Raw genomic sequence first — 24,508 nt, 5'->3', positions numbered from 1 at the left:
TGTCGAAGGGTCGAAGGGTGGTCATGGTCGCCGTCACATCCGGAAGACGCCGTAGCCGACGTCGGACAGGGGCGCGTACCGGCAGGCCTCCAGCGCCAGACCGAGCACGGTGCGGGTGTCGGCGGGGTCGATGATCCCGTCGTCCCACAATCGCGCGGTGGAGTAGTAGGCGTCGGACTGCTCGTCGAACTGCTGCCGGATCGGCTCCTTGAAGGCGTCCTCCTCAGCGGCGCTCCACTCCTGCCCGGCGCGCTCGTACTGGGCCCGGCGCACCGTGGCGAGAGTATCCGCGGCCTGCGGCCCGCCCATCACTGAGATCCGCGCGTTCGGCCACATCCACAGGAAACGCGGCGAGTAGGCGCGCCCACACATCGAGTAGTTGCCCGCGCCGAACGAGCCCCCGATCATCACGGTCAGCTTGGGCACCCGCGCGCACGCGACGGCCGTGACCATCTTGGCGCCGTTCTTGGCGATGCCGCCCTCCTCGTACTGGCGGCCGACCATGAAGCCGGTGATGTTCTGCAAGAAGATCAGCGGGATGCGGCGACGGTCGCACAGCTCGATGAAATGCGCGCCCTTGAGCGCCGACTCGGAGAACAGCACGCCGTTGTTCGCCACGATGCCGACCGGGTGCCCGTGGATCCGGGCGAACGCGGTCACCAGCGAGGTGCCGTAGTTCGCCTTGAACTCGGAGTACTCCCCGCCGTCGGCGATGGTCTCGATCACTTCGCGGACGTCGTACGGGATGCGCGGATCGGTGGGCACCACGTCGTACAGATCGCTCTGCGGCCGCACCGGCGCCACGGTCGGCACCGTCTCCCACTGGGCAGGCTCGCGCGGACCGAAGGTGGCGACGATCTCGCGGACCTTGGCCAGGGCCTGCTCATCGTCGTCGACCAGATGATCGGTGACGCCGGAGACCGACGAATGCATGGCGCCGCCGCCGAGGTCCTCGGCGGTGACGTCCTCGCCGGTGGCCGCCTTCACCAGCGGCGGCCCGGCGAGGAAGATGGTGCCCTGCTCGCGGACGATCACGTTCTCGTCGCTCATCGCCGGGACGTAGGCACCGCCCGCCGTCGACGAGCCGAGGACCGCGGAGATCTGCGGGATCCCGGCCGCGCTCATAGTCGCCTGATTGAAGAAGATCCGGCCGAAATGGTCGCGGTCGGGGAACACCTCGTCCTGGTTCAGCAGCATCGCGCCGCCGGAGTCGACGAGATAGATGCACGGCAGCCGGTTGGCGGCGGCGATCTCCTGCGCGCGCAGGTGCTTCTTGACAGTCACCGGGTAGTAGGTGCCGCCGGACACGGTGGCGTCGTTGGCGACGATCATGCACTCGCGGCCGTGGATGCGGCCGATCCCGGCCACCACCCCGGCGGCCGGGGCCTTGTCGTCGTACATGCCGAAGGCCGCGAGCGGTGCGACCTCCAGGAAGGGCGAACCGGGATCGAGCAGGCCGTCGATCCGCATCCGCGGCAGCAGCTTGCCGCGCGACAGATGCCGTTCGCGCGCCCGCTCTCCCCCGCCCTCCGCGGCCCGGGCCACGCGGTCGCGCAAGGTCGCGACGTTGGCGCGGTGCACCGACGCCGGGCCGGAGTCCTCCACCGTGGTCATCGACTCCCCTTTCAGTTATCGACGATTAACTGAGATGAATGTACTGCACGACGCCCCCGCCTGTCACGCAATCGACCGGACGAATCGGTGACCGAGGCCCGATCCGGCCTCGATAGTGATTCCGATCACTTCGTCTCGTATCCTAGGGCTGGGACCGCACAACCACCGCGGCCCCGACGAACCGCTCGCTGAACCGCCACGCCCGTCACCCCGGGACGGTAGGAGCAGCGAGCCGACACGAAGGTTGGGCACCCCCATGACCATCGCCGATCAGCATGCCTCCGGCACCGATCTCCCCTCTCCCGCATCCGGCCCGGCCGGCGGGTTCTCCCTCGACGACCGCTACACCGCCGAGTCGGGCACCGTGTACCTCACCGGCATCCAGGCGCTGACGCGGATGATCCGGGACCGCGCGATCCTCGATCGCCGGGCCGGTCTGCGCACCGCGTCGTTCGTCTCCGGCTACGAGGGTTCACCCCTGGCCGGATACGACCTCGAGCTGGCACGCCGCGCCGCGTACCTCGACCCGTACGACGTGATCCACCGCCCCGGCCTCAACGAAGAGCTCGCGGCGACCTCGGTGATGGGCTCGCAGCTGGCCGCCCGGGTCGGACGGCTCAGCGCCGACGCCGACGGGACGGCGCGCGCCGGCGTGGTGGGCTACTGGTACGGCAAGGCGCCCGGCCTCGACCGGGCGACCGATGCGCTCCGGCACGCCAACATCATCGGCACCGATCCGGCCGGCGGCGCCGTGGCCCTGGTGGGCGACGACCCGGGCGCCAAGAGCTCCACTGTGCCGTGCGCCTCGGAGATGGCGCTGGCCGATCTCTACATGCCGATCCTCTACCCGGCCGACAGCGCCGACATCCTCGATCTGGGCGTGCACGCCGCGCTGATGAGCCGGGTGTCCGGTCTGTGGACGTCCCTGAAGATCTCTGCGCACGTCGCCGACGGGGCGTCGACCGCCGTGCTCGATCCGGCCCATCTCGGCACCGGCCGCGCCGTCGAGTACGGCACCCTCGGCGTCAGCCCGCACGTGCCGAGCGGACGACTGCTCGGCGCGAACCTGATGGAGCTGGAGCAGAACCAGCTGACCACCCGGCTGCCTCGCGCCGTCGAGTACGCCCGCCTCAACGGCCTCAACCGGATCGTCGCCCGCACCGGTGACGACCGGATCGGCATCGTCGCCGCAGGCAAGACCTACCTCGACGTGCGCGAGGCGTTGCGGTTGCTCGGCATCGGCGACGACGACCTGGCCCGGCTGGGCATCCGCCTGTTGAAGCTCGGCATGGTCTACCCGCTCGAACCGAACATCGTCGAGACGTTCATCGAGGGCCTGGACGAGGTGATCGTCGTCGAAGAAAAGCGCGACTTCGTCGAGACCATGCTGCGCGACAAGCTCTTCGGCCGCGCCCGGGTTCCCGCCATCGTCGGCAAGGCACACGAGGACGGGTCCACCCTGTTCTCCCGCTTCGGCGAGCTCGACGTCGACGCGGTGACCCGCGGTCTGGCCGATCGTCTCGGCCGCCGGCACCGGATCGAACCGGCCCGGCGGTGGCTCGACGAGCACACCGCACGGGGCAGCCGCTTGCGCCTTCCCCTGGCCGTGCGGTCACCCTACTTCTGCTCGGGCTGCCCGCACAACAGCTCCACCCAGGTCACCCCGGACACGATCGTCGGCGCGGGCATCGGATGCCACGCCATGGTGCTGCTGATGGACCCGGCCCAGGTGGGCGACGTCGCCGGGGTCACCCAGATGGGCGGCGAGGGCGCACAGTGGCTGGGCATGTCGCCGTTCGTCGAGCAGAACCACTTCGTCCAGAACATCGGCGACGGAACCTTTCTGCACTCCGGCTCGCTCGCCGTGCGCGCCGCGGTCGCGGCCGGTGCGAACGTCACCTACAAGCTCCTGTTCAACGGCACCGTCGCGATGACCGGCGGCCAGGACCCGGTCGGCCAGATGACGCTGCCCCAGGTGGTCGCACTGCTCACCGCCGAGCGGGTGGCCCGCATCGTCGTGACGACCGACGATCCCGCACGGACCCGGCGCACGTTGCGCAGGGAGAAGGTGCGGGCGCAGGTGCGCCACCGCGACGACCTTCTCGACGTCCAGCGCGAGCTGGCCGCCGTTCCGGGCGTCACCGTGCTGATCCACGATCAGCAGTGCGCCGCCGAGAAGCGCCGCAAGCGCAAGCGGAATCAACTGCCCACTCCGCGGACCCGGGTGATGATCAACGAGCGGATCTGCGAGGGATGCGGCGACTGCGGCGCCAAGTCGAACTGCCTGTCCGTGCACCCGGTCCAGACCGAGTTCGGCCGGAAGACCCGGATCGATCAGAGCTCGTGCAATCTCGACTACTCGTGCCTCGACGGCGACTGCCCCGCCTTCGTCACCGTCACGCCGCGGTCGCCGGATGCTCGTCGGTCGAACAAGACGAGCCTCTTCTGGTCGTCGAGCAAGACGAGCCCCTCCCGGTCGTCGAGCAAGACGAGCCCCTCCCGGTCGTCGAGCAAGACGAGCCCCTTCTGGTCGTCGAGTAGGACGAGGAACGAAGTGACGAGTCCGTATCGAGACGCCGCGCTCGCCGCCGGTGCGCTGCCGCCGCCCGCGGCCGTGCCCTCTGCCGAACCGTCGTTCACCGTCCGGATCACCGGCATCGGCGGCACCGGCGTGGTCACGGTGTCCCAGGTCCTGGCCACCGCGGCCGTGCTCGACGGCCTGGATGCCCGCACCGTCGACATGACCGGCCTCGCCCAGAAGGGCGGCGCGGTGGTCAGCGATCTGAAGTTCACCCGCAACCGGGTCGAACAGGCCGCGAAGGTGGCCGGCGGGGACTGCGACCTGTACCTCGCCTGCGACCAGCTGGTCGGCGCCGATCCGGCGAATCTCAAGGTGGCCTCGGCGGCCAAGACGACGGCGGTGGTCTCGACCGCGCAGATTCCGACCGGCGCGATGGTGAGCGACAGCGCGGTGACCTTCCCCGCCGCCGACCGGGTGCATTCGGTCATCGACGCCGAGGTGTCCCGGGCCGTCTACCTGGACGCCGCGGCACTCGCCGAACGCCTCTTCGACGACGAGCAGTACGCCAACATGCTCATGGTCGGCGCGGCCTACCAGGCCGGCGCGCTGCCCGTCTCGGCGGCAGCGGTCGAGCGGGCCGTCGAACTCAACGGAGTCGCGGTCGAGGCGAACCTGCAGGCCTTCCGCCGCGGACGTCAAGCGCTCGCCGATCCGGCGGCGCTCGCGGCCGCTGCGGGCGGCCCAGGCGCCGACACCGCGGCCGAGGGTGCGGCCGACGAAGCGGCGGGATCCGGCGGGGGTCGTCGGAGCCCGGCGGCGCTGAGCGCGGCGGCACAGCTGGCCGGCGACGACACCCTCCGCGACGTGGTCGCGCTCCGCTACGACGAGCTCACCGCCTACCAGGACGAGACGTACGCCCGGCGGTACCTGGAGTACGTCCGCGGCGTGCACGACGCGGTGGGCCACCCCGCCCTGACCGAAGCGGTGGCACGGAATCTGTACAAGCTCATGGCGTACAAAGACGAGTACGAGGTGGCGCGGCTGACCGCGGACGCCGCGTTCGCCGGGCAGGTGGCTCAGGCCTACGGCGCCGACGCCGCCGTGTCCGTGCGGCTGCACCCGCCGGCGCTCCGGGCTCTGGGGATGGACAAGAAGATCGGGCTGGGCCGCTGGGCGCGGCCGGCCCTGCGCGGACTGGCAGCGATGAAGGGCCTGCGCGGCACACGGCTCGATCCGTTCGGCCACACGTCGGTGCGGCGCACCGAACGCGCCCTGATCGACGAGTACCGATCCGCGGTGGACCGCATGATCGCCGGGCTCGGGTCCGAGCCCACGTCCGCCCGGCTCGCCGACGCCGTCGCCGTGGCCGAGCTGCCCGATCTGGTCCGCGGCTACGAGGACATCAAGATGGCGAACGTCGACCGCTTCCGCACCGAACTCGCCCGCCTGACCGACTCCTAGAAGGGGGTTTCGACTCACTTCGTTCGCTCAACCATCGAAACGACGAGCGCCCTCGACGATCGAGCGGTCCCTCGACGATCGAGCGGTCCCTCGACGGTCGAGCGAACCCCTCCCTAGATGGTTGAGCGAGCCCCTCCCTAGATGGTTGAGCGAGCCCCTCTCTCGATGGTTGAGCGAGCGCAGCGAGTCGAAACCCACCTTCCGACGGTCGAGCGAGCCCCTCTCTCGATGGTTGAGCGAGCGCAGCGAGTCGAAACCCACCTTCCGACGGTCGAGCGAGCCCCTCTCTCGATGGTTGAGCGAGCGCAGCGAGTCGAAACCGTCTCCGAGCGCGGAAGGTCAATCGACGAGCAGTGCGGCGAGCGCCATGTCCGCGAGCACTGTACGCAGTCGTGCCTCGTCGAACGGCGGCAGTCGCGGGGAGGAGTTGAGGAGCCCGAAGGCGGCGTGCGTGCGCACCCGTGCCTCCTCGACGGTCAGCGGGCGGCCCGCCGCAGCGGTCGCGGCGACCAGCACCTGCACCCAGTTCTCGACGTACCGGCGCTGCAGCGAGCGGACGCGGTGATTCGCGTCGGGGGTCAGCGAATCCAGGTCCCGGTCCTGGATCGCGATCAGGTCCGGTTTGGTCACGAGCACGTCGATGTGGAACTCGACGAGGCTGCGCAGCACGTCCGCGGGAGCGCCGCCCTTCTCGGCCACCTCCTCGCCGCCGGTGAAGAGCCGCTCGGAGATGTCGAGCAGCAGCTCGTCGAGGACGTCGTTCTTGGAGGCGAAGTGCCGGTACATCGCCGGACCGCTGATGCCGACCTCGGCGGCGATGTCTTCCAGGCGCACCGCGACGAAGCCGCGGCGCGCCATCAGGCGCGCCGCGGCAGCGAGCAACTCCGTGCGGCGTGCGGCCTTCGCCTGGCCGCGCCGCGTGGTCGGGGTCGGGTCGGGGTCAGCGGTCACTGGTCGTCGTTCATACCGTCCATGACGGTGGCGACGCCGATCAGCAGGGTCTGGAAGGCGCCGAGGATCAGGGCGACGATGGCGCCGGCGCCGAGGCTGATAAAGCCCGGGAGTGCGAGCGCACAGGCCAGGAGGCCGAGCCAGCAGATCACGGTCAGGGCGGCGACGTGCGGCAGAAAGCGCCGCAGCTTGACCGCGACGAACCCGAACGCGAACACGCCCGCCGCACTAAGACCGAGCAGGAACCAGCCGGGGGTGAAGACCATGGTGAGAAATGCCGGGATGCCGAAGTCGCCGTCCTGGTTCATCGCCCAGCGGTCGGCATCGCGCTCGAGGCTCTCCCCGACGGTCACCCAGGAGAGGAAGCCCATGAAGAACGTGATGACACCGAACAGCCCCGCGCCCAGCGCCAGCTTGACCGGCAGCGGGAGCAGCGTGAAGTACGACGGTCCCGCCTGCGGCGGCACGCCGTACTGGCTGGTCGGCCCCGCCGGATACTGGCCGTACTCCGCGCCGGGCTGCCCGTACTCCGCGCCGGGCTGACCGTAGTTCGGGTAGTGCCCGGTGGGCGCCTGCTGCGGTGTCGGGTGCGGCCCGCTCTGCTGCGGACCCGGTCCGCCGACCGGACCCCAGTTCTGACCGCTGTTCGGATTCTCGTTCATGCTGGTATTGAACCACCCGAACGGCGACGTCAACCGGACGGACTACGTTCCCCCGCGCACGTGGTGCACCACCGAGGGCTCCGGCAGTACCTCGTGGGTGTACACCACGCGCGTGAAACAGACGATGTCCTGCACTGACCAGCGGCGCGCGGAGATCACCACCCAAAGCAGGCCGATCGGGAAGACGGCGCAGAACACAGCGCGGCCGAGCGCGACGACGAACCGCGGATTGTCTCCCGAACGGCGGCTGATCACGCCGAGGCCCATGATCAGCTGTCCGACCGTCCGGCCGAAGGCCGACCACGAGACTGTCAGATAGACAACGGCCAGCAGGAAATACGTCGACGTTCCCCAGATCCACGCTCCGTCCGGGGCCAGCAGCGCACGCACGTCCAGAGCCAGGCGGAACAGCACGACCACCAGGTACAGGCCCACCTGGAACCCGAACACCGTCGCCACGTCGATCAGCGCCGCGATCACCCGGCTGACGATGCCGGCGCTGCGCAACGCCGCGACGCGCGGTTCGGGTTCGGGTGTCACTGCGTGACTCCCGGCCGGGGCTGTTCGGCGGCTTTGCGACGGAGGATCCGCCCGACGAACTGATCCACCTTGTCGTCCGCGCGCTCGCTTCCGCTGCGCACGTCGGTGATCATCTCGGTGGTGACCGAGGCGCTCGCCTCGCGCACGATGTTGTTCAGATCGATCCCGTCGACGACCAGGGCGGCCGTGCCGACCAGATCTGTGCGCGCCAGCACGGCATCCACGTCGACCCCCTCGAGCACTTTGTCGATGTCGACGGTCTCGATCACCGCCTGCAGGTCGAGCGCGGCCACCACTGGGTTGAGGTCCAGTCGCGCGAGCACCGGATTGAGGTCGACGCCGTCGAGCAGCGCGTTCAGGTCCACGTCGTCGAGCAGCTGATTCAGATCCACCCGTGCGAGCAGCGCCTGCAGGTCCACCGATGCCAGAACCCGATCGAGATCGACTGCGCGCAGCAGCACCGGGGTCAGATCCGTCTCCGCGAGGTAGGCGAACACCTCGTCGAGCACGGCGCGGAGCGCGGTCCGCGGCAGCGCGAACACCGTATCGACGGCCGCTCGGACCGGCCCGCCGATCACCGGCAGGCGCGCGAGGAGCCCGCCGTCGTCTCCCGCCCTGATCAGTTGCGTCATCCGCTCAGTATGCCGAAGCCCTCCCCGCCCCATCTCGGGATGTCTGGATGACAGACCGGATGCACCTCGCCCCGGACCACCGCTGGGGCGTTCCGGGGCGAGGTGAGCGGCGGGGTGCGCCGCCCGGCCGTTACAGGCTTTCGTAGATCTCGCGAGCCAGGCGGGCGGCCTCGCTCGGGGTCTTGCCGACCTTGACGCCGGCGGCCTCGAGGGCCTCCTTCTTCGCCTGGGCGGTACCCGAACTGCCCGAGACGATCGCGCCGGCGTGACCCATGGTCTTGCCCTCCGGCGCGGTGAAGCCGGCCACGTAACCGACGACCGGCTTGCTGACGTTGGCCTTGATGTAGTCGGCCGCGCGCTCCTCGGCGTCACCGCCGATCTCGCCGATCATCACGATGACCTTGGTCTCCGGATCGGCCTCGAAGGCCTCGATCGCATCGATGTGCGTGGTGCCGATGACCGGGTCGCCGCCGATGCCGATGGCGGTCGAGAAGCCGAGGTCACGCAGCTCGTACATCATCTGGTAGGTCAGGGTGCCGGACTTGGAGACAAGCCCGATCGGGCCCTTGCCGGTGATGTTGTTCGGCGTGATGCCGACCAGCGCCTCGCCCGGGGTGATGATGCCGGGGCAGTTCGGGCCGATGATGCGGGTTTTGGCGCCCTTGTCCAGATTATAAGCCCACGCGTAGGCGGTGTCCTGCACCGGGATGCCCTCGGTGATGACCACCAGCAGCGGGATCTCCGCGTCGACGGCCTCGATGATGGCGTCTTTGGAGAAGGCCGGCGGGACGAAGGCGATCGAGGTGTCGGCCCCGGTCTTCTCCATCGCCTCGGCGACGCTGCCGAAGACCGGCAGCTCGATCTCGCGCCCGGCGGCGTCGAGGTGCTTGACGGTGGTGCCGGCCTTGCGGGCGTTGACGCCGCCGACGATGTTGGTCCCGGCCTTGAGCATCAGGGCGGTGTGCTTGGTGCCCTCACCGCCGGTGATGCCCTGGACGATGACCTTGTTGTCCCTGTTGAGGTAGATAGACATAGTGTGACCGCCCCTTACTTGTTCGCCAGTTCGGCGGCCTTGTCGGCGCCTTCGTCCATGGATTCGGCGAGCGTCACCAGCGGGTGGTTCGCATCGGCCAGGATCTTCCGGCCTTCCTCGACCTTGTTCCCGTCCAGACGCACGACGAGCGGCTTGCTCGCGGTGTCGCCGAGCTTCTCCAGCGCGCCGACGATGCCGTTGGCGACCGCGTCACAGGCGGTGATGCCGCCGAAGACGTTCACGAAGACGCTCTTGACCTGCTCGTCGCCCAGGATCACATCGAGACCGGCGGCCATCACGTCGGCCGAGGCGCCGCCGCCGATGTCCAGGAAGTTGGCCGGCTTCACGCCGCCGTGCAGCTCGCCCGCGTAGGCGACGACGTCCAGGGTCGACATGACCAGACCCGCGCCGTTGCCGATGACGCCGACCTCGCCGTCGAGCTTGACGTAGTTGAGGTCGTGCTCCTTGGCCTTGAGCTCGAGGGGATCGGTGGCGTCCTTGTCCTCGAAGACGGCGTGGTCCGGGTGCCGGAAGTCGGCGTTGCCGTCCAGCGTGACCTTGCCGTCGAGGGCCAGGATCTCGTCCTCGGGCGTGCGGACGAGCGGATTGACCTCCACCAGCAGTGCGTCTTCTTCGACGAAGACCTCCCACAGCTTGGCGATGGTGTGCGCGGCCGCGTCGAGGATCTCGTCCGGCAGATGACCGGCCTTGGCGATCTCGCGGGCCTTGGCGATGTCGACGCCGGCGACCGGGTCGATCGAGATCTTGGCGAGGCGGTCCGGCTTGGTGGCGGCCACCTCTTCGATCTCCATGCCGCCCTCGACCGAGCACATGGCCAGGTAATCGCGGTTGGCTCGATCGAGCAGGAAGGAGATGTAGTACTCCTCGGCGATGTCCTTCGCCTCGGTGACCAGGAGCTTCTTGACGATGTGACCCTTGATGTCGAGGCCGAGGATGTTCTCAGCGTGGGTGAGGGCCTCGTCTGCGGTGGCGGCGAACTTCACGCCACCGGCTTTGCCACGACCACCGGTCTTGACCTGGGCCTTGACCATCACGGCCTTGCCGATCTGCTCGGCGATCGCGCGCGCGTCGGCCGATGCCTCGGCGACGGAACCCGCGCTGGAAGGAACGCCGTGCTTCACGAACAGTTCCTTCGCCTGGTATTCGAATAGATCCATTCAGCTCACCATTCGGAGTGTGTTGTCGAATGACCCACTCGGGTAACGCGGGCCACAATGAACCTTAGCGGTGTGCACCGGGCAACATGCCGCCGGTTCCAGCGCAAGTGCAAAGAATCACTTACCCGCCGGTAGCCCCAACCTCGGCTACTCGCGAGTAGCTCATCGCGGGGGTTGGAGTGCCCTCCTCCGACCCCGGACAACCTTCGTGAACTGCGAAAACAGATGCGCGGGTGGACGAGAGCCCCCCGAATTGGCTACCGTTCATGAGGTTGATAACGAGATGGTTACAGCAGAACGAAGAACGAGGTGACCGATTTTGACCCCTAGCAGCCAGTCCGGCGCGACGACCGTCGCCGCCCGCAGGCGCGCCACGAGCGGGTCGAGCATCACCGTCGAGTCCCTGATGACCCGGGACATCCCGCTGCCGCCGCGCTCGCTCCGCGTGGGTCTGAGCACCGAGCCGCGCCCGGCCGGCCGCAGCACCAGAACCAGCAGCACCAAGGCCGGCAGCACCAAGACCGCCGGCACCCAGTTGCCGCCGATCGAGGTGAAGTCGGCGCAGACAGCCCAGGCCCAGGTAGCCGAGGTCCAAGCAGTACAGACCGAGGCGGCACAGACCGAGGCGGCCCCGCTCGGGCGATCCTCGGACGCACCGCTCGTCGAGCCCGCACCCGCGACGGGATTCGCGATCACACGGCCCTCGAGTGAATCGACTCGGACCGACCGGCCCGAGCCCGGCGCGCAGACCCGAGTCACCGCCGACATCCCTGTCACTCCGCCGACCGCCGGTCCCAAGCGCGCCCGCCATCGGTCCGGACCGCCGGCGGCCCTCAAGGCACGCAGCGCGCTGATCGCCGTCGCGGCTGGTGCCGCGGCTGCCGCCGTCGCCGGGTCCGGCACCACCTCCGATACCGCGTCCGCTCCGTCGAGCCCACCGCCCGCGGCCCCGGGAGCCCCCGCGCTCGCCGCAGCGGCCTCCGACCACACCGGCGGGGGCGTCGTGCCCGCCGTCAGCGGCGCCGACATGAGCGACTACGCCAAGCAGCTCAACGTCGGCAAGCAGCTCGCCGCCTCCGCGGCGGCCGCCGAAGCCGCCAAGCGCAAGCCGCTGTTCGCGGCGCCGATCCTGGCCAAGTACTCCTTCACGTCGGGCTTCGGCCCGCGCTGGGGCAGCATGCACGGCGGCCTCGATCTCGCGGCGCCGCTCGGCACGCCCATCCACGCCGTCGCCGACGGCGTCGTCAAGAAGGCGGGCCCGGCCTCCGGATACGGCAACTGGATCCAGATCAAGCACGCCGACGGCACCATCACCATGTACGGCCACATGGCCGCATCCGGTGTTCTGGTCGAAGAGGGCCAGAAGGTGACGGCCGGCGACGTGATCGGACTGGTCGGCTCCGAGGGCTTCTCCACCGGCCCGCACCTGCACCTCGAGGTGTGGAAGAACGGCACCACCAAGATCGACCCCGCTCCCTGGCTGGCCAAGAACGGCATCCGCATCAACGCCTACGGCAACTAGCCGCCCCCCGCTAGCCGCCCCTGCCGAGCGAGCTACAGCTTCTCACCGGGCACGCCGAAGCCCGTCATCAGGCGCATCTTGCCGACCGAGCCGCCGAAATCGAACACGATCTGCTCGGTGGGGCCGCTGCCCGACTTCTCCACGGCCTTGCCCATACCGTACTTCGGGTGATTGATCCGGTCGCCGATCTCGTAGGCGACGTACTTGTGCCGTCCGCGCGTCGGATCCGCCGAGTACGACGACCGGCCGCGCATCCCGCCGGGGCCCGACGAGGCCGAGCCGAACCCGAACGGACGGCCCGCCCCCGGCCGAGAACCACCCTCGGACCCGAACCCGCCCGAGCTGTAGCCGCGGTCCCGCCGGGGTGCGGTCCGTCGCCAGTCGAGCAGGTGCTGCGGGATCTCTTGCAGGAACCGCGATTCCGGGTTCTCCACCGGTTGCCCCCAGGCGGCGCGCAGGATCGCGCGCGTCAGATACAGCTTCTGCCGGGCGCGGGTGATCCCGACGTAGGCGAGTCGTCGTTCCTCGCTCAGTTCGGCCGCGTCGCCGAGCGCGCGCTGGTGCGGGAACATGCCGTCCTCCCAGCCGGTCACGAACACGATCGGGAACTCCAGGCCCTTCGCCGTGTGCAGGGTCATCAGCGTCACCACGCCCTCGCCGTCCTCCGGGATCTGGTCCGCGTCGGCCACCAGGGACACCTTCTCCAGGAACGCCGCCAGAGATCCCGGCTCGGGTGGTTCCTGAGCTGCGTCGAAGGGCTGGCCTTCGGTGTCGGCGGGTTCGTCCTCGTCGTCGGGACCGTCCTCGATCAGTTGCGCCGCTTCGACGCTGAAATCGCGGGCGACGGCGACCAGCTCGTTCAGGTTGTCCAACCGGGCACCGTCCTGCGGGTCGTTCGACGCCTCCAGCTCGGCCCGGTAGCCGGTGCGGTCGACGATCGCCTCCACCAGCTCGCCGATGTCGGCGCCCTCGGCGGTGGCATCGGCGACCGCCTCGTCGCCGTCACCGGCGAACGCGAGCAAGTAGTCGCGCCGCAGGCCCTCGATGAGCTCGACGAAGCCGCCGATCTGTTTCACCGCGCGGGTGTTCAGCAGCGCCACGTTGCCTTCGGAGGCGTCGACGAGCGCCTGGTAGAAACTGATCCCCAGATTCTCCGAGTGGACGGCGACGCAGGCCTCCGCCCGCGCACCGATGCCGCGGCGCGGGGTGTTGAGGATGCGCCGCAGGCTCACCGAGTCGTCGGGGTTGGCCACCACGCGCAGGTAGGCGACGACGTCGCGCACCTCTTTGCGCTCGTAGAAGCGCGTGCCGCCGACGACCTTGTACGGGATGCCGTGCCGGATGAACGCCTCTTCGATCGGCCGCGAACCGGTGTTGGTCCGGTAGAAGACCGCGACGTCAGAGTAGCTCGCCGAGCTCGATCCGCCGATCGACGACTCGCACAGCTCATCGATCTCCTTGGCAATGAACTGCGCCTCGTCGCGGTCGGAGTCGGCGACGTAGCCGACGATCAGGTCGCCCTCACCGGAATCGGTCCACAGCTTCTTCGCGCGGCGGTTGGGATTCTGCGCGATCACCGCGTTGGCCGCCGACAGGATGGTCTGCGTGGAGCGGTAGTTCTGCTCCAGCAGGATCGTCTCGGCGTCGGGGTAGTCCCGCTCGAACTCCTCGATGTTGCGGATCGTCGCACCGCGGAAGGCGTAGATGGACTGGTCCGCATCGCCGACGACGCACAGCTCCGACGGCGTCGTGCCGCTCTGCCCGGGCTCGCCCACCAGTTCCCGCACGAACATGTACTGGGCGTGGTTGGTGTCCTGGTACTCGTCGATCAGCACATGCCGGAAGCGACGGCGGTAGTACTCGGCGATGTCGGGATGACGCTGCAGCAGTGCGACGGTCTCGCCGATCAGATCGTCGAAGTCGAAGGCGTTCGCCTCGGCGAGGCGACGCTGATACTCCGCGTAGACGTCGAGTACGTCTTCGACGGTCTGCCCCTGCTGAGGCGTGAAGTCGCCGGGCTGCTCCCGGGCCTCCTCCGGAGACCGGAGCTCGTTCTTCCAGTTCGAGATCACGGTCGAGAGTCCGCGCGGACTGTACTTCTTCGGATCCAGCTCCAGATCCCGCACCACCATGCCGAGCAGGCGACGCTGGTCGTCGGAATCGTAGATGGAGAAGTTCGAGTTGCGCCCGACGAGCAGCGATGCCTGCGCGCGCAGGATTCGCACGCAGGTGGAGTGGAAAGTCGACACCCACATGTAGTTGCCGCGCGGACCGACCAGCTCGATCACCCGCTCGCGCATCTCGGCGGCGGCCTTGTTGGTGAACGTGATCGCCAGGATCTGACCGGGCGTCACGTCCCGCTCAGCCAGCAGATACGCGATCCGCCGGGTCAGCACCGCGGTCTTCCCGGAGCCCGCTCCGGCCACGATGAGCAGCGGTGATCCGGTATGGAGCACCGCCGCCCGCTGCTGGGGATTGAGGCCGTCGAGAAGCTGGTCAGGAGAGGTCGTCATCGCCAGTCCAGGGTACCGGCGGGCACCGACAAGCCGGTCTCCGGGCGGGCGGCGGCGGCCTGTCGTGTCAGGGGGCGTAGGCGGCGACGATGGGCTCGCCGACCCGGCCGCCCGAGATGTGCAGGGCCAGACCCGGCGTCGACGGCTCGACGACCAGGTGCTCGCCGGACCCCCGCAACTGGAAGTACACCTCGTTCAGCCCGGCGCGCACCCGGATCTGCCGCTCCCCCTGACCGAGCGAGACCGTCAACTCGCCGTCGCGGCTCGCGCAGTAGTGCAGCACGACGGTCCAGTCCCACTCGATCAACGGCCCCGAGAGCGGCAGGACGGTGCGTTCGGTGAGCGCAGGCCGTCCGCAACTGCCGCGGATGCCGGCGATCCCCCGCTGCGGGCTGACCCCGCCGGGCACCATCGCCCCGTGCTCGTCGAGCACCCTCAGCCGATCGGTCTGGTCGCCGAACTCGGGCCGCTGCGCCACCCGGCCGAAGACCCGGCTGATCTGGTTGTCGGGATAGGCGACCGGTGTCAGGACTTCCAGCGGCAGCGACTGGTCGAACATCACCAGATCGCGATTCGCCGCGAGCGAGCGCTTGGCCGCATCGAGGTACGCGCCGGTCGGATCGTCGCGCCAGGCGGCGGAATAGAGCGCCGTGCTGATCAGACACGAGAACACGAGGATCCCCACGAGTGCGCCGAGCGCGGTACGCGGGGCGCCATCGTCGCCGGCCCGTCGCGCGTGCGTGCCGCGCCGGCGGACCGGGGCGGCGGCCATCAGCGCGATGCCGATCGTGATCACCAGCGCCGTGTCGGGAAGGTAGCGCATGGTCTGCATCAATTCCGGTGCAGTGCTCTCGCCCGAGCGATACCAGGCGACCGGAGCGGCCGCCGCGACGACGTACAGGATCACCGCTCCCCAGATCGCCGGGGCCGCCGCCCTGGTCCGCCACGACCACACCGCCGCCCCGGCGATCAGCAGTCCGCCGCCGGCGATCATCGCCGGGCCCGGTACGCCGAACGGGGGCGAGGTGGTCCAGCGATCCCACGCCCACGGCGCGCCGACCGTCGCCGGCACCACCGCGTCGTACACGGTCCGCCACACCAGCCGCACCGCCTGGCCGAGGGACGCATCCCCGGCCGGCGCCTCGACCCCGACGGCGAACAGCGCCAGCCAGACCGCGAACAATCCGCCCAGCCCGTACCAGAGCGTCCGTCCGCGGACCGCCGTCCGTCGCACCGCCGCGCGCAGGCCGCCGCCGTCGGTCGCGTAGGCCGTGAGCGCCGCCGCGGCGAACGCCACCGGAAAGATCACCAGCGACTTCTCGAAAAAGGCGAGACCCACCGCGAAAGCGAGGAGCGCCCCGGCGGTCAACCACCGGGCCCGCGGCGGGGCCACCGGGGCACGGGTGAGCAGGACGGCGTTCGCGACCACGACCGCCATCGCCGCCTGCAGCGGCAGCGTGTTGATGCCGGCCGCCCACCACAGGAAGGCACTGACCGTCATCGGCGAGAAGAGGTAGAACGCCAGCGCGGCGATCGCACCCACCTGCGCCCGGGGAGCGATCACCCGGATCATCCGCCACACCGCGACCGAGGCGACTGCCTGCAGCACCACCAGCGTCACGGCCGGCAGCCACCACTCCAGCGGTGCGACTCGGGCGGTGACGCCGGCCAGCAGCAAGGCGCCCGGCATGAAGTGACCGTCGTGCCGGTGACCGAGATGCTCCCAGCTGAGGATCGGGTTCGACGACGCCCGCGCGGTGAGGATCAGATCGTCCCAGTAGAAGTCGCCGCGGGCGGCCAGCACCGCGCGCACCACCAGCTGTACGACGATCAGGGCCGCACCCGCGACCGCGATCCGGGAGGCCGGCCGCTCGAGGGTCTCAGTCATGGCCCCAGTGTGCCGATTTCCGGCCGAGCGCATTTCGGGCGGTCCGTCGCGCCCCGTCCGGCGCGGTCATGGCAAGATCGGATTCCGTGAGTGACACCGATCCCCAGCCGATCGACCTGTCGGCCTACGACCTGGGCGCCGACGTCGACGGTCTTCCCGACGACATCGACGAGTTGCGCGGCGAGATCGACCGCATGGACGCGATCATCCTGGCCGCAGTCCAGCGCCGATCGGCGGTCTCCAAGAAGATCGGCGCCGCCCGCATGGCGGCCGGCGGCCCGCGCCTGGTCCACAGCCGCGAGGTGAAGGTGCTCGAACGCTTCTCCGAACTCGGCCCGGAGGGACACACCCTCGCCATGCTGCTGCTGCGCCTGGGGCGCGGACCGCTGGGCCGCTGAGCGGCGTCGACCTCGGGGCTGCTAGGCCGGCCGTCCGCGTTCGGCGCGGTACCAGCGCACCAGGGCGTCCGATGACGAATCGGCCAGCGGCGCAGGCGATGCCGCTTCACTGATCGCACCGACCATCTGACCGGCGACCTTCTTGCCCAGTTCCACCCCCCATTGATCGAAGGGGTTGATCCCCCAGACCATCGCCTGCACGAACACCTGGTGCTCGTACAGGGCGATCAACTGGCCCAGCACCGACGGGGCCAGTCGGGGCGCGAGGATCGTGGTGCTCGGCCGGCCGCCGGGCATCACCTTGTGCGGGACCAGCTCGGGGTCGACGCCTTCGGCGGCGAGGTCGTCTGCGCTCTTGCCGAACGCGAGCACCGCGGTCTGCGCGAAGAAGTTGCTCATCAGCAGGTCGTGCATGGAGCCGCCGTCGGCGGTCGGGAGATCGTCGAGCGGCTGCGCGAAGCCGATGAAGTCCGCCGGGATCAGCCAGGTTCCCTGGTGCAGCAGCTGGAAGAAGGCGTGCTGACCGTTGGTGCCGGGCTCGCCCCACACCACGGTCGCAGTCTTGGTGGTGACCGGACGGCCGTCGCGAGTGACCGACTTGCCGTTCGACTCCATGACGAGCTGCTGCAGGTAGGCGGGAAAGCGCGCCAGGTCGTCGTTGTAGGGCAGCACCGCGTGACTCTGCGCGTCCCAGAAGTCCGAGTACCAGAGGCCGAGCAGCCCGAGCAGGATCGGCGCGTTGGCCTCCGGCGGAGCGGTGCGGAAGTGCTGGTCCATGGTGTGGAAACCGGCGAGCAGGTCGGCGAAGTTCTCGCGGCCGACGGCGATCATCAGGCTCAGGCCGATCGCGGAGTCCATCGAGTAGCGGCCGCCGACCCAGTCCCAGAAGCCGAACATGTTCGCCGTGTCGATGCCGAAGGCCTGCACCTGCGCGGCATTGGTGCTCACCGCGACGAAATGCTTGGCGACCGCCGGCGCGTCGAGCGCGGCGAGAAGCCAGGCACGGGCAGCACGTGCGTTGGTGAGGGTCTCCAGCGTCGTGAACGTTTTGGACGCGACGATGAAGAGCGTGGTCTCCGGATTCAGACCTGCGAGGGTGGCGACGAGGTCGGACGGATCGACGTTGGAGACGTAGTGGCAGGTGATCCGCGGGTGCCGATAGTGGCGCAGCGCCTGATAGCCCATGGCCGGTCCGAGATCGCTGCCGCCGATGCCGATGTTGACCACATCGGTGATCGCCTTGCCGGTGGCGCCGGTCCAGTCGCCGTCGCGGATCCGGTCGGCGAAACCGCCCATCGCGGTCAGCACCTCGTGGACGTCGGCGACGACGTCCCGTCCGTCGACCTCCAACACGGTTCCGGCCGGCGCCCGCAGCGCCGTGTGCAGCGCGGGCCGGTCCTCCGAGGTGTTGAGGTGGTCGCCGCGCAGCATCGCGTCGCGGAGCTCTTCGACTCCGGCGTCGCGGGCGAGATCGGTCAGCAGGGCGATGGTCTCGGCGGTCGCCAGGTTCTTCGAGTAGTCGATGTGCAGATCGCCGGCATCGATCACCATCGCTCGTCCGCGCTCGGGATCGGACTCGAACATCTCGCGCAGCGAGGTGGCGGCGAGCCGCTCTCGGTGCGCGACGAGCGCCCGCCAGGAGTCGGTGTCGGTGATGTCTGCTCCGCCGTCGTGGTCCCGCGGTCCTCGCCCTGCCATGGGTCAAGCCTAGTGCGGAACGGGCCGGCGGGCAGGACCTCTCAGACGAGCTTCGCCGAGAGCGCGTCAGGCAGGTGGCGCAGCGCCGCCGCGATCGGTTTCCACGGCCAGGCAGGCACCTCCGCACGCCGGGGCTCGGCCTCGATGGCGTTCACCATGGCTCGGACGCCCGACCGGGTGTCGGTCATCAGCTTGGTCTGCACACCGCGGTTGATGTCTGTCTCGATGTACCCGGGGAGGATCACGGTGACGGTGATCGGACTGTCGGCGAGCTCGGCCTGCAGGCCCTGGCCGATCGCGGAGACTCCGGCCTTGGACGCGGCGTAAGCGGCCTGCGCCTTCGGCAGCCCCCGGACGGCGCTGATCGAACTGATCAGCACCAGGTGGCCGCTGTTCTGCGCGCGGAAGATCTCCATCGCCGCCTCGGCCTGAGCCAGCGCACCGACGAGATTCGTCTGCACGGTCTCGATGTTCGCGTCGGCATGACCCGTGCCGATCGGTGCACCCTTGCCGAGACCGGCGTTGACGATCACCCGGTCGACCCCGCCGAGCTCGTCGGCGAGTTCGGCGAACACTCGCGGGACCGACGCGGTGTCGGTCACATCGAGACGGGCGACGGCGATCTGCTTCGCCTGGCCGGACAGGTCGGCGGCCAGGTCCTCCAGGCGGTCCAGACGACGCGCGGCCAGGCCGAGGGAACGGCCTTTCGCGGCGAACTCTCGCGCCATGCCCTCGCCGAGTCCGGAGCTGGCGCCGGTGATGATGATCTTTTCGCGGGTCACACCCGGTGAATCTACGCTCCTAGTCGCGCCGACGCGGCGGCGCGACATCATGCTGATCGCATCCAAGCTCAACAAAGCCTGGTGACCGCGGACTACTTGAGCAGCCGCGACATCCTGCGGTCGGCGAGCACCTTGCCGCCGGTCTGGCAGGTTGGGCAGTACTGGAAGGAGCGGTCCGCGTACGAGACCTCGCGGACGGTGTCGCCGCAGTCCGGGCACGGAAGTCCCGTTCTGGCATGGACTTTCAGTCCGGTGCGCTTCTCGGATTTCATCGTCGCGGCGCCGCGGCCCTCCAGGCGCGCGGTCGAATCGAGCAAGGTGGCGCGCATCGCGTCGTACAGCGCGGTGACGGCGTCGTCGTTCAGCGACTTCGCGGTCGCGAACGGCGAGAGTCGCGCGGCGTGCAAGATCTCGTCGGAGTAGGCGTTGCCGATCCCGCTCAGCGTGCGCTGGTCGGTGAGGACGGTCTTGAGCCGCCTTCCACCCGTCCCGGGCGACGTCGGGGAGTCGCCGGCGAGGAGTGCGGCGAACTCGTCTCGTGAGAGCGCGAGCGCATCCGGACCGAGCGTGGCGATGCGCTCGATCTCGTGCGGGTCGCGGACCACCCAGGCGGCGAGGCGTTTCTGAGTGCCTGCCTCGGTCACGTCGAAGCCCTCCCCCGGCAGGCCGCAGTGCACCCGCAGGGCGATCGGGCCCTTGCCACCGGGCCGCGGCGGCTTCGGCGAGAGGTGCTCGCTCCAGCGGATCCAGCCCGCGCGCGACAGATGGATCACCAGGGCGATTGTCGGTTCCTCCCCTGAGCTCGACCCGACGCCCCCGGAACTCGACCCGACGCCCCTTGAGCCCGACCCGACGCCCCTTGAGCCCGTCGAAAGGCCCGGCACGGTGGTGACGATCAGGTACTTGCCGATCCGGCCGACCGACGAGACCGTCCGGCCGGCGAGCGCGGTGTACGGCGGGTCGGCGGTCTTGAGCACCGACAACGACGCGACGTCGACCCGGCGGACGGGCAGGCCGGCCGTCCGGCCGTCGAGGAATGCGGCGAGCGCAGCGACTTCGGGAAGCTCGGGCATGTCTCCAGTGTGCGCGTCGTGCGGTCCGGATGTGGGCCGCACGCGCGATGTGCTTGGCTAAGACGGTGTCCCGATCCACGCACACCGACGCCGAACTCGCGGCCCTCATCGCCGAGGGCGCCGGACAGGTGCTGCTCGGCGTCGGACACGCGGGACTGCTCGACCGTCGTTTGCTCGGCGACGTCGGCGATGCGATGGCACAGGCGTGGATCTCCCAGGTGCTGCGGCGACGTCGCCCGCGGGACGCCGTGCTCTCCGAGGAGGCCGACGACGATCTGACCAGGCTCGGCGCCGAGCGCGTCTGGATCGTCGACCCGCTCGACGGCAGCTCCGAATTCGCCATGGGCACGACCCACTGGGCAGTGCACGTCGCACTGACGATCGACGGCACTCCGGCCGCCTCCGCGGTGTCCCTCCCCGCGCAGGGCCGGTTGTTCCGGTCCGACGAGGTGCCGCAGGTCGGCGGGGAGCTGACCGGACGGATCGCGGTGTCGAGATACGGGCACTCGTTCCCGAGCGCCGCCGCCGCCGACCGGCTCGGACTGCGCGCGGTCCACATCGGTTCGGCGGGCGCCAAGGCGATGGCGGTGGTGAGCGGGGAGGTGGACGCGTACGTGCACGCCGGCGGCCAGTACGAGTGGGACAACTGCGCGCCGGCCGGCGTCGCCCAGGCCGCCGGGCTGCACTGCTCGCGGCTCAACGGCGACGAGCTGGCCTACAACAATCCCCAGCCGTACCTGCCGGACTTCGTGATCTGCCGCAAGGAGATCGCCGACGACCTGCTCGACGCCGTCGCCCACCGCTGGTGACGCCGGGTCAGCGCTTCCGGAGCAGGTACACGTCCATCACCCAGCCGGTGCGCGCGCGGAGATCGCTGCGCGCACGGACGATCTCGTCGGCGACGTCACCCACGCGCCCGCTGATCACGAGTTGCTCCGGGGTCCCGAGGTTCGCACCCCAGTAGATCTCGTCGTCCGGCGCGGCGGTCTCCGTGAACGACAGGTGGGAATCGAGCATCACGATCTGGTTCGCGTCGGCGCCCGCGGGCGTCTCCGCCAGGCGGCGGCCGGTGGTGATCAGCACGGGTTCGCCGACGTCGTGCGCGACGATCCCGTGCGCAGCGGTCAGCGCCGACGGGCTGGTGACTCCCGGAATCACTTCAACCGCGAGGTTCAGGCCGGCACGCTCGGCGAGCTGATCGGTGAGGCGGAGCGTCGAGTCGTAGAGCGCCGGATCGCCCCACACCAGGAAGGCTCCGGACCCGCCGCCGGGCAATGCGGCCCCGATCGCCGCTTCGAGCGCGTCGACCCGCGCGAGGTGCCAGCGGCGGACTTCGGCTTCGTAGTCGTCGGGGTCACGGTCGCGCGGAGGGTCGTCGACCGTGACCACCCGATGGCCCTCGCGCGCATACCGGTCGATGAAGGCCTGTCGCGCCTGGGTGAGCTGCCCGACCCGGGATCCCTTGTCCAGCAAGAAGAACACGTCGGTGTCGACGATGGCATCGATCGCTTCGAGGGTGATCTGCCGAGGGCCACCCGGGCCGATGCCGATGACGCGCAGCGTGACAGCTGTTGCGCCGCTTGGCATCAGGCGCGGATCTTCGTCAGTCCGTGGACGCGTGAACTCAGGTCGAGCACCATCTGGCGGGGTACGAGTCGGCGCAGGAAGAAGACCACCGGTGCGCGATTCCCCCGGGCGTAGAACGGCTTCGGTTTCTCGGCGAGCGCTGCGCTGACGATCTGCTCGGCCATTGCCTCGGCGGAGATCCCCTTGGTCTCGTTCTCGGCGGTGGTCTCGGCCACGATCGCGTACTCGTCGGCGTAGGGAGAGTCGTCGCCGATGTGGACGGTGCGGCGCGTGCCGATACCGGTGGCGATGGTGCCCGGTTCCACGGAGATCACCCGGATCCCGTACGGAGCCACTTCGCGGCGCAGCGCCAGAGCGTAGGCCTTGACCGCGGACTTGGTTGCGGCATACGTGGACCGGAAGGCGATCGGGAAACTCGAGAGCATCGACCCGACCATGATCACGGTGCCGCGCCGTCGTTCCCGCATGCCGGGAAGCACCGCCTTCGTGAGGGCGACGGGACCGAAGACATTGACCGCGAAGATGCGTTCGATCTCGTCCATCGGGGTGTCTTCGAACGCTCCCGCGTGACTCTCTCCGGCATTGTTGATCAGGATGTCAACGGGCCCGACTTCGTCGGCGCAGGTCTGCGCCGTCGAGAGATCCGCGTTGTCCAGGCGGACGTAGGTGACCCCGGGGATCGGGTCCTTGACGGCGTCGGGATTGCGGCCGGTGCCGTACACGCGGTGCCCGGCGGCGGCGAACTGTCGTGCCACTTCGGCCCCGATGCCGCTGGTGGCACCGGTCACCAGGACCGTCTGGGATCGATTCTGGGTGCTCATGACTCTTCGGCGCCCTGCTCGGGTGCGGTGCCGGCGCGCTTGAATCCGGCGGCGCGGGCGGCCGGTTCGCTGGCCAGCCACACCGCGGCGATCACGTCACCGAACCAGGGGTCGTCGGGCACGTGATAGAGGCCGGTGTCGGCATCGCCCTTGATCGGGTAACCGTCCGGCGCCTGCTGAGCATCGGCGACCAACGGCAGATGACCGCCGATCGGGACCGGGACGCGCTCGCCGTCGGCGTTCAGGTACGAGCCGACACCGTCGCCGGTGACGGTCCGCTTCGGAGCCGGCGCCGGATTCAGCGACACCTCCGCCGTTCCTCCCGACACCGGGCCGGCCGGGGGCGTCGGCGCCTGCGGAAGCGGATCCGGCGCCGTCGCAGCCAGGTTCACCTTCGGCAGTCCGGGATCGTTCGACTCCGGGCGCGGTGGATGGACGATCTGGTCCTTGGTGCGATCGCGCTTGGCGTACAGCCACCCGCCGGCCGCCACCGGAATGATCAGCAGCAGGAGCAGCCACCACCAGCCGGAGCCGCCGGAGCCACCGCCTTCCTCGGCCAGGTGCAGTACCGGCGATGCCAGCGTCATGGGGATCATCGTGTCTCCGCTCATCGGGGCCCTGCGCGGGATCCTATCGGTTCCGGCGAGGCGCACCGCCCAGGCCTGCGGCGTTTCGGCCAACACGGTGGTGCTCCCGGCAGGATTCGAACCTGCGACACCCGCTTTAGGAGAGCGGTGCTCTATCCCCTGAGCTACGAGAGCGGGGACTGGCGGAAGTTGTGGAGGAAGTTGAGGCTTCCGCCTCCTCCGACCGGCTCAGTCCGGTGCAGGCCGCGCTCATTGGGGTCGTCGGCCTGCGATAGGTGAGTCTACGTCAGGCCATTCCGGGCAGGCATCGGTGGCGTCTTCCGCCCGGAGGAGACCGGACACAGCGGGCGCGGGGCCTCAGCCGGCCAGCGCCGCCGAACGCGCCGGGCGGATGGTCGCCAGGCCGCCACCGAGATCGACCACGCGGTCGGCGAAGGCCACCTCGTCGGCGTCGTGCGTGGCGAGCACGACGGCAGCGCCGCGCTCGGCCTTCTCGCGGAGGAGCCCGAACAGCATCTCACGCCCGGCGACGTCGAGCGCGGTGGACGGCTCGTCGAGCAGATAGAGCCCGGCTTCCTGCACCATGGTCTGCGCGATCATCACGCGCTGCCGCTGCCCGCCCGACAGGTCGCGCAGCCGCTGCCCCGTATACGGCGTCATCCCGACCCGCTCGATCATTTCGACGACCAGCGCCCGGTCGGGCTTGCCGAGCGGCTTCCAGAAGGGCACCGAACCGAACCGGCCCATGCTGACACAGTCGCGCACCGTGAGCGGCAGCCCGTCGATGTGCTCGGTGCGCTGGGCCAGCAGGGCCGGCCGCACCGGACGCGGATCCACACTGCCGCCCGACGGACGGAGCAGTCCGACGACGAGGTTGATGAGGGTGCTCTTGCCCGAGCCGTTCGCGCCGATCAGCGCGGTCACCTCCCCGGCGGGAAAGTCGGCGTCGAATCCGCCGAAGATCGCTTCGGCCGTGTAGCCGAACTCCAGCCCGCGCACCGCGTATCCGGCCACCCGCGTCGTACCTCTCCGTGTTTATTGGTAATG

The 24,508-nt window shown here is 69.7% G+C and carries 20 protein-coding genes and 1 tRNA gene; 4 read left to right on the top strand and 17 right to left on the bottom strand.

Going from position 1 to position 24,508, the window contains the following annotated elements; all coding sequences use genetic code 11:
* Nucleotides 1-33 precede the first annotated feature (33 nt).
* Nucleotides 34-1,614 carry a carboxyl transferase domain-containing protein gene (locus C6V83_RS05020; RefSeq protein ID WP_105941466.1) on the bottom strand — a complete coding sequence of 527 codons (1,581 nt, stop codon included), beginning with the start codon at nucleotides 1,612-1,614 and terminating at the stop codon, nucleotides 34-36.
* Between the two features lie 256 nt (nucleotides 1,615-1,870).
* Between C6V83_RS05020 and C6V83_RS05015 the strand changes: the two genes are divergently transcribed.
* Nucleotides 1,871-5,596: an indolepyruvate ferredoxin oxidoreductase family protein gene (locus tag C6V83_RS05015; protein WP_105941465.1), complete on the top strand. Its 3,726-nt coding sequence runs from the start codon at nucleotides 1,871-1,873 to the stop codon at nucleotides 5,594-5,596.
* Between the two features lie 339 nt (nucleotides 5,597-5,935).
* Here the strand turns inward: C6V83_RS05015 and C6V83_RS05010 are convergent, their stop codons facing one another.
* From C6V83_RS05010 to sucC, 6 genes are all read right to left on the bottom strand, one after another.
* Entirely contained in the window at nucleotides 5,936-6,547 is a 612-nt protein-coding gene (locus C6V83_RS05010) for a TetR/AcrR family transcriptional regulator (RefSeq protein WP_234353865.1), read from the bottom strand.
* Nucleotides 6,544-7,209 carry a DUF5336 domain-containing protein gene (locus C6V83_RS05005; protein WP_105941464.1) on the bottom strand — a complete coding sequence of 222 codons (666 nt, stop codon included), beginning with the start codon at nucleotides 7,207-7,209 and terminating at the stop codon, nucleotides 6,544-6,546. Before C6V83_RS05005 ends, C6V83_RS05010 begins: the two co-directional genes overlap by 4 nt.
* Nucleotides 7,210-7,251: 42 nt before the next feature.
* Nucleotides 7,252-7,749, bottom strand: coding sequence for an RDD family protein (locus C6V83_RS05000; protein WP_105941463.1), 498 nt, complete (start codon nucleotides 7,747-7,749; stop codon nucleotides 7,252-7,254).
* Entirely contained in the window at nucleotides 7,746-8,381 is a 636-nt protein-coding gene (locus C6V83_RS04995) for a hypothetical protein (RefSeq protein WP_234353864.1), read from the bottom strand. Before C6V83_RS04995 ends, C6V83_RS05000 begins: the two co-directional genes overlap by 4 nt.
* A 130-nt stretch (nucleotides 8,382-8,511) precedes the next feature.
* Entirely contained in the window at nucleotides 8,512-9,414 is a 903-nt protein-coding gene (gene sucD / locus C6V83_RS04990) for a succinate--CoA ligase subunit alpha (RefSeq protein WP_105941462.1), read from the bottom strand.
* A gap of 14 nt (nucleotides 9,415-9,428) precedes the next feature.
* Complete coding sequence (gene sucC, locus C6V83_RS04985; RefSeq protein ID WP_105941461.1) at nucleotides 9,429-10,592, bottom strand: ADP-forming succinate--CoA ligase subunit beta; 1,164 nt, start codon at nucleotides 10,590-10,592, stop codon at nucleotides 9,429-9,431.
* A gap of 319 nt (nucleotides 10,593-10,911) precedes the next feature.
* Here sucC and C6V83_RS04980 point away from each other — a divergent pair, with 319 nt between their 5' ends.
* Nucleotides 10,912-12,114 carry a M23 family metallopeptidase gene (locus tag C6V83_RS04980; RefSeq protein WP_234353863.1) on the top strand — a complete coding sequence of 401 codons (1,203 nt, stop codon included), beginning with the start codon at nucleotides 10,912-10,914 and terminating at the stop codon, nucleotides 12,112-12,114.
* A gap of 32 nt (nucleotides 12,115-12,146) precedes the next feature.
* On the opposite strand, the gene C6V83_RS04975 is transcribed toward C6V83_RS04980, so the two are convergent.
* Nucleotides 12,147-14,627, bottom strand: a complete 2,481-nt coding sequence (locus C6V83_RS04975; RefSeq protein ID WP_105941459.1) for a UvrD-helicase domain-containing protein — start codon at nucleotides 14,625-14,627, stop codon at nucleotides 12,147-12,149.
* Nucleotides 14,628-14,694: 67 nt separating this feature from the next.
* Nucleotides 14,695-16,515: a hypothetical protein gene (locus tag C6V83_RS04970; RefSeq protein ID WP_105941458.1), complete on the bottom strand. Its 1,821-nt coding sequence runs from the start codon at nucleotides 16,513-16,515 to the stop codon at nucleotides 14,695-14,697.
* 68 nt (nucleotides 16,516-16,583) lie between these two features.
* Between C6V83_RS04970 and C6V83_RS04965 the strand changes: the two genes are divergently transcribed.
* Nucleotides 16,584-16,913, top strand: a complete 330-nt coding sequence (locus tag C6V83_RS04965) for a chorismate mutase (RefSeq protein WP_105941457.1) — start codon at nucleotides 16,584-16,586, stop codon at nucleotides 16,911-16,913.
* A 21-nt stretch (nucleotides 16,914-16,934) separates the two neighbouring features.
* Here C6V83_RS04965 and pgi read toward each other — a convergent pair whose 3' ends face one another.
* The 3 genes from pgi to C6V83_RS04950 are packed head-to-tail and all read right to left on the bottom strand — an operon-like array spanning nucleotide 16,935 to nucleotide 20,466.
* The gene (gene pgi / locus C6V83_RS04960) at nucleotides 16,935-18,611 is read right to left on the bottom strand and encodes a glucose-6-phosphate isomerase (RefSeq protein ID WP_105941456.1); all 1,677 of its coding nucleotides are present in this window, start codon (nucleotides 18,609-18,611) and stop codon (nucleotides 16,935-16,937) included.
* A gap of 41 nt (nucleotides 18,612-18,652) precedes the next feature.
* The gene (locus C6V83_RS04955) at nucleotides 18,653-19,441 is read right to left on the bottom strand and encodes an SDR family oxidoreductase (protein WP_105943730.1); all 789 of its coding nucleotides are present in this window, start codon (nucleotides 19,439-19,441) and stop codon (nucleotides 18,653-18,655) included.
* A 44-nt stretch (nucleotides 19,442-19,485) separates the two neighbouring features.
* Nucleotides 19,486-20,466 carry a DNA-formamidopyrimidine glycosylase family protein gene (locus C6V83_RS04950; protein ID WP_105941455.1) on the bottom strand — a complete coding sequence of 327 codons (981 nt, stop codon included), beginning with the start codon at nucleotides 20,464-20,466 and terminating at the stop codon, nucleotides 19,486-19,488.
* A gap of 65 nt (nucleotides 20,467-20,531) precedes the next feature.
* Between C6V83_RS04950 and C6V83_RS04945 the strand changes: the two genes are divergently transcribed.
* The gene (locus C6V83_RS04945; RefSeq protein ID WP_234353862.1) at nucleotides 20,532-21,275 is read left to right on the top strand and encodes a 3'(2'),5'-bisphosphate nucleotidase CysQ; all 744 of its coding nucleotides are present in this window, start codon (nucleotides 20,532-20,534) and stop codon (nucleotides 21,273-21,275) included.
* Between the two features lie 7 nt (nucleotides 21,276-21,282).
* Here C6V83_RS04945 and cobF read toward each other — a convergent pair whose 3' ends face one another.
* The 5 genes from cobF to C6V83_RS04920 all read right to left on the bottom strand — a co-directional run bounded on the left by cobF (nucleotide 21,283) and on the right by C6V83_RS04920 (nucleotide 24,475).
* Entirely contained in the window at nucleotides 21,283-22,053 is a 771-nt protein-coding gene (cobF, locus tag C6V83_RS04940) for a precorrin-6A synthase (deacetylating) (protein WP_105941454.1), read from the bottom strand.
* The gene (locus C6V83_RS04935) at nucleotides 22,053-22,874 is read right to left on the bottom strand and encodes an SDR family oxidoreductase (protein WP_105941453.1); all 822 of its coding nucleotides are present in this window, start codon (nucleotides 22,872-22,874) and stop codon (nucleotides 22,053-22,055) included. The genes cobF and C6V83_RS04935 overlap by 1 nt, the downstream gene beginning before the upstream one ends.
* On the bottom strand, nucleotides 22,871-23,461 hold the full coding sequence (locus tag C6V83_RS04930; protein ID WP_159067446.1) for a sunset domain-containing protein: 591 nt from the start codon (nucleotides 23,459-23,461) through the stop codon (nucleotides 22,871-22,873). Before C6V83_RS04930 ends, C6V83_RS04935 begins: the two co-directional genes overlap by 4 nt.
* A gap of 98 nt (nucleotides 23,462-23,559) precedes the next feature.
* A tRNA-Arg gene (locus C6V83_RS04925) sits at nucleotides 23,560-23,635 on the bottom strand.
* A gap of 183 nt (nucleotides 23,636-23,818) precedes the next feature.
* On the bottom strand, nucleotides 23,819-24,475 hold the full coding sequence (locus C6V83_RS04920) for a metal ABC transporter ATP-binding protein (protein WP_105941451.1): 657 nt from the start codon (nucleotides 24,473-24,475) through the stop codon (nucleotides 23,819-23,821).
* Between the last annotated feature and the right edge of the window lie 33 nt (nucleotides 24,476-24,508).

Origin of the sequence: Gordonia iterans, assembly GCF_002993285.1 — a bacterium.
In the GTDB taxonomy this organism is placed as follows: domain Bacteria; phylum Actinomycetota; class Actinomycetes; order Mycobacteriales; family Mycobacteriaceae; genus Gordonia; species Gordonia iterans.
The sequence above is the reverse complement of the archived record's forward strand: the minus strand, read 5'-3'. Positions and strand labels throughout refer to the sequence as shown.

Coding starts and splice junctions, on each gene's coding strand:
- cobF (WP_105941454.1), bottom strand. CDS start 22,053: ATGCCAAGCGGCGCAACAGCTGTCACGCTGCGCGTCATCGGCATCGGC.
- C6V83_RS04930 (WP_159067446.1), bottom strand. CDS start 23,461: ATGACGCTGGCATCGCCGGTACTGCACCTGGCCGAGGAAGGCGGTGGC.
- C6V83_RS04965 (WP_105941457.1), top strand. CDS start 16,584: ATGGCAAGATCGGATTCCGTGAGTGACACCGATCCCCAGCCGATCGAC.
- C6V83_RS04975 (WP_105941459.1), bottom strand. CDS start 14,627: ATGACGACCTCTCCTGACCAGCTTCTCGACGGCCTCAATCCCCAGCAG.
- C6V83_RS05015 (WP_105941465.1), top strand. CDS start 1,871: ATGACCATCGCCGATCAGCATGCCTCCGGCACCGATCTCCCCTCTCCC.
- C6V83_RS05020 (WP_105941466.1), bottom strand. CDS start 1,614: ATGACCACGGTGGAGGACTCCGGCCCGGCGTCGGTGCACCGCGCCAAC.
- C6V83_RS04935 (WP_105941453.1), bottom strand. CDS start 22,874: ATGAGCACCCAGAATCGATCCCAGACGGTCCTGGTGACCGGTGCCACC.
- C6V83_RS04970 (WP_105941458.1), bottom strand. CDS start 16,515: ATGACTGAGACCCTCGAGCGGCCGGCCTCCCGGATCGCGGTCGCGGGT.
- C6V83_RS04950 (WP_105941455.1), bottom strand. CDS start 20,466: ATGCCCGAGCTTCCCGAAGTCGCTGCGCTCGCCGCATTCCTCGACGGC.
- C6V83_RS04955 (WP_105943730.1), bottom strand. CDS start 19,441: ATGTCGCGCCGCCGCGTCGGCGCGACTAGGAGCGTAGATTCACCGGGT.
- sucD (WP_105941462.1), bottom strand. CDS start 9,414: ATGTCTATCTACCTCAACAGGGACAACAAGGTCATCGTCCAGGGCATC.
- sucC (WP_105941461.1), bottom strand. CDS start 10,592: ATGGATCTATTCGAATACCAGGCGAAGGAACTGTTCGTGAAGCACGGC.
- pgi (WP_105941456.1), bottom strand. CDS start 18,611: ATGGCAGGGCGAGGACCGCGGGACCACGACGGCGGAGCAGACATCACC.
- C6V83_RS04995 (WP_234353864.1), bottom strand. CDS start 8,381: ATGACGCAACTGATCAGGGCGGGAGACGACGGCGGGCTCCTCGCGCGC.
- C6V83_RS05005 (WP_105941464.1), bottom strand. CDS start 7,209: ATGAACGAGAATCCGAACAGCGGTCAGAACTGGGGTCCGGTCGGCGGA.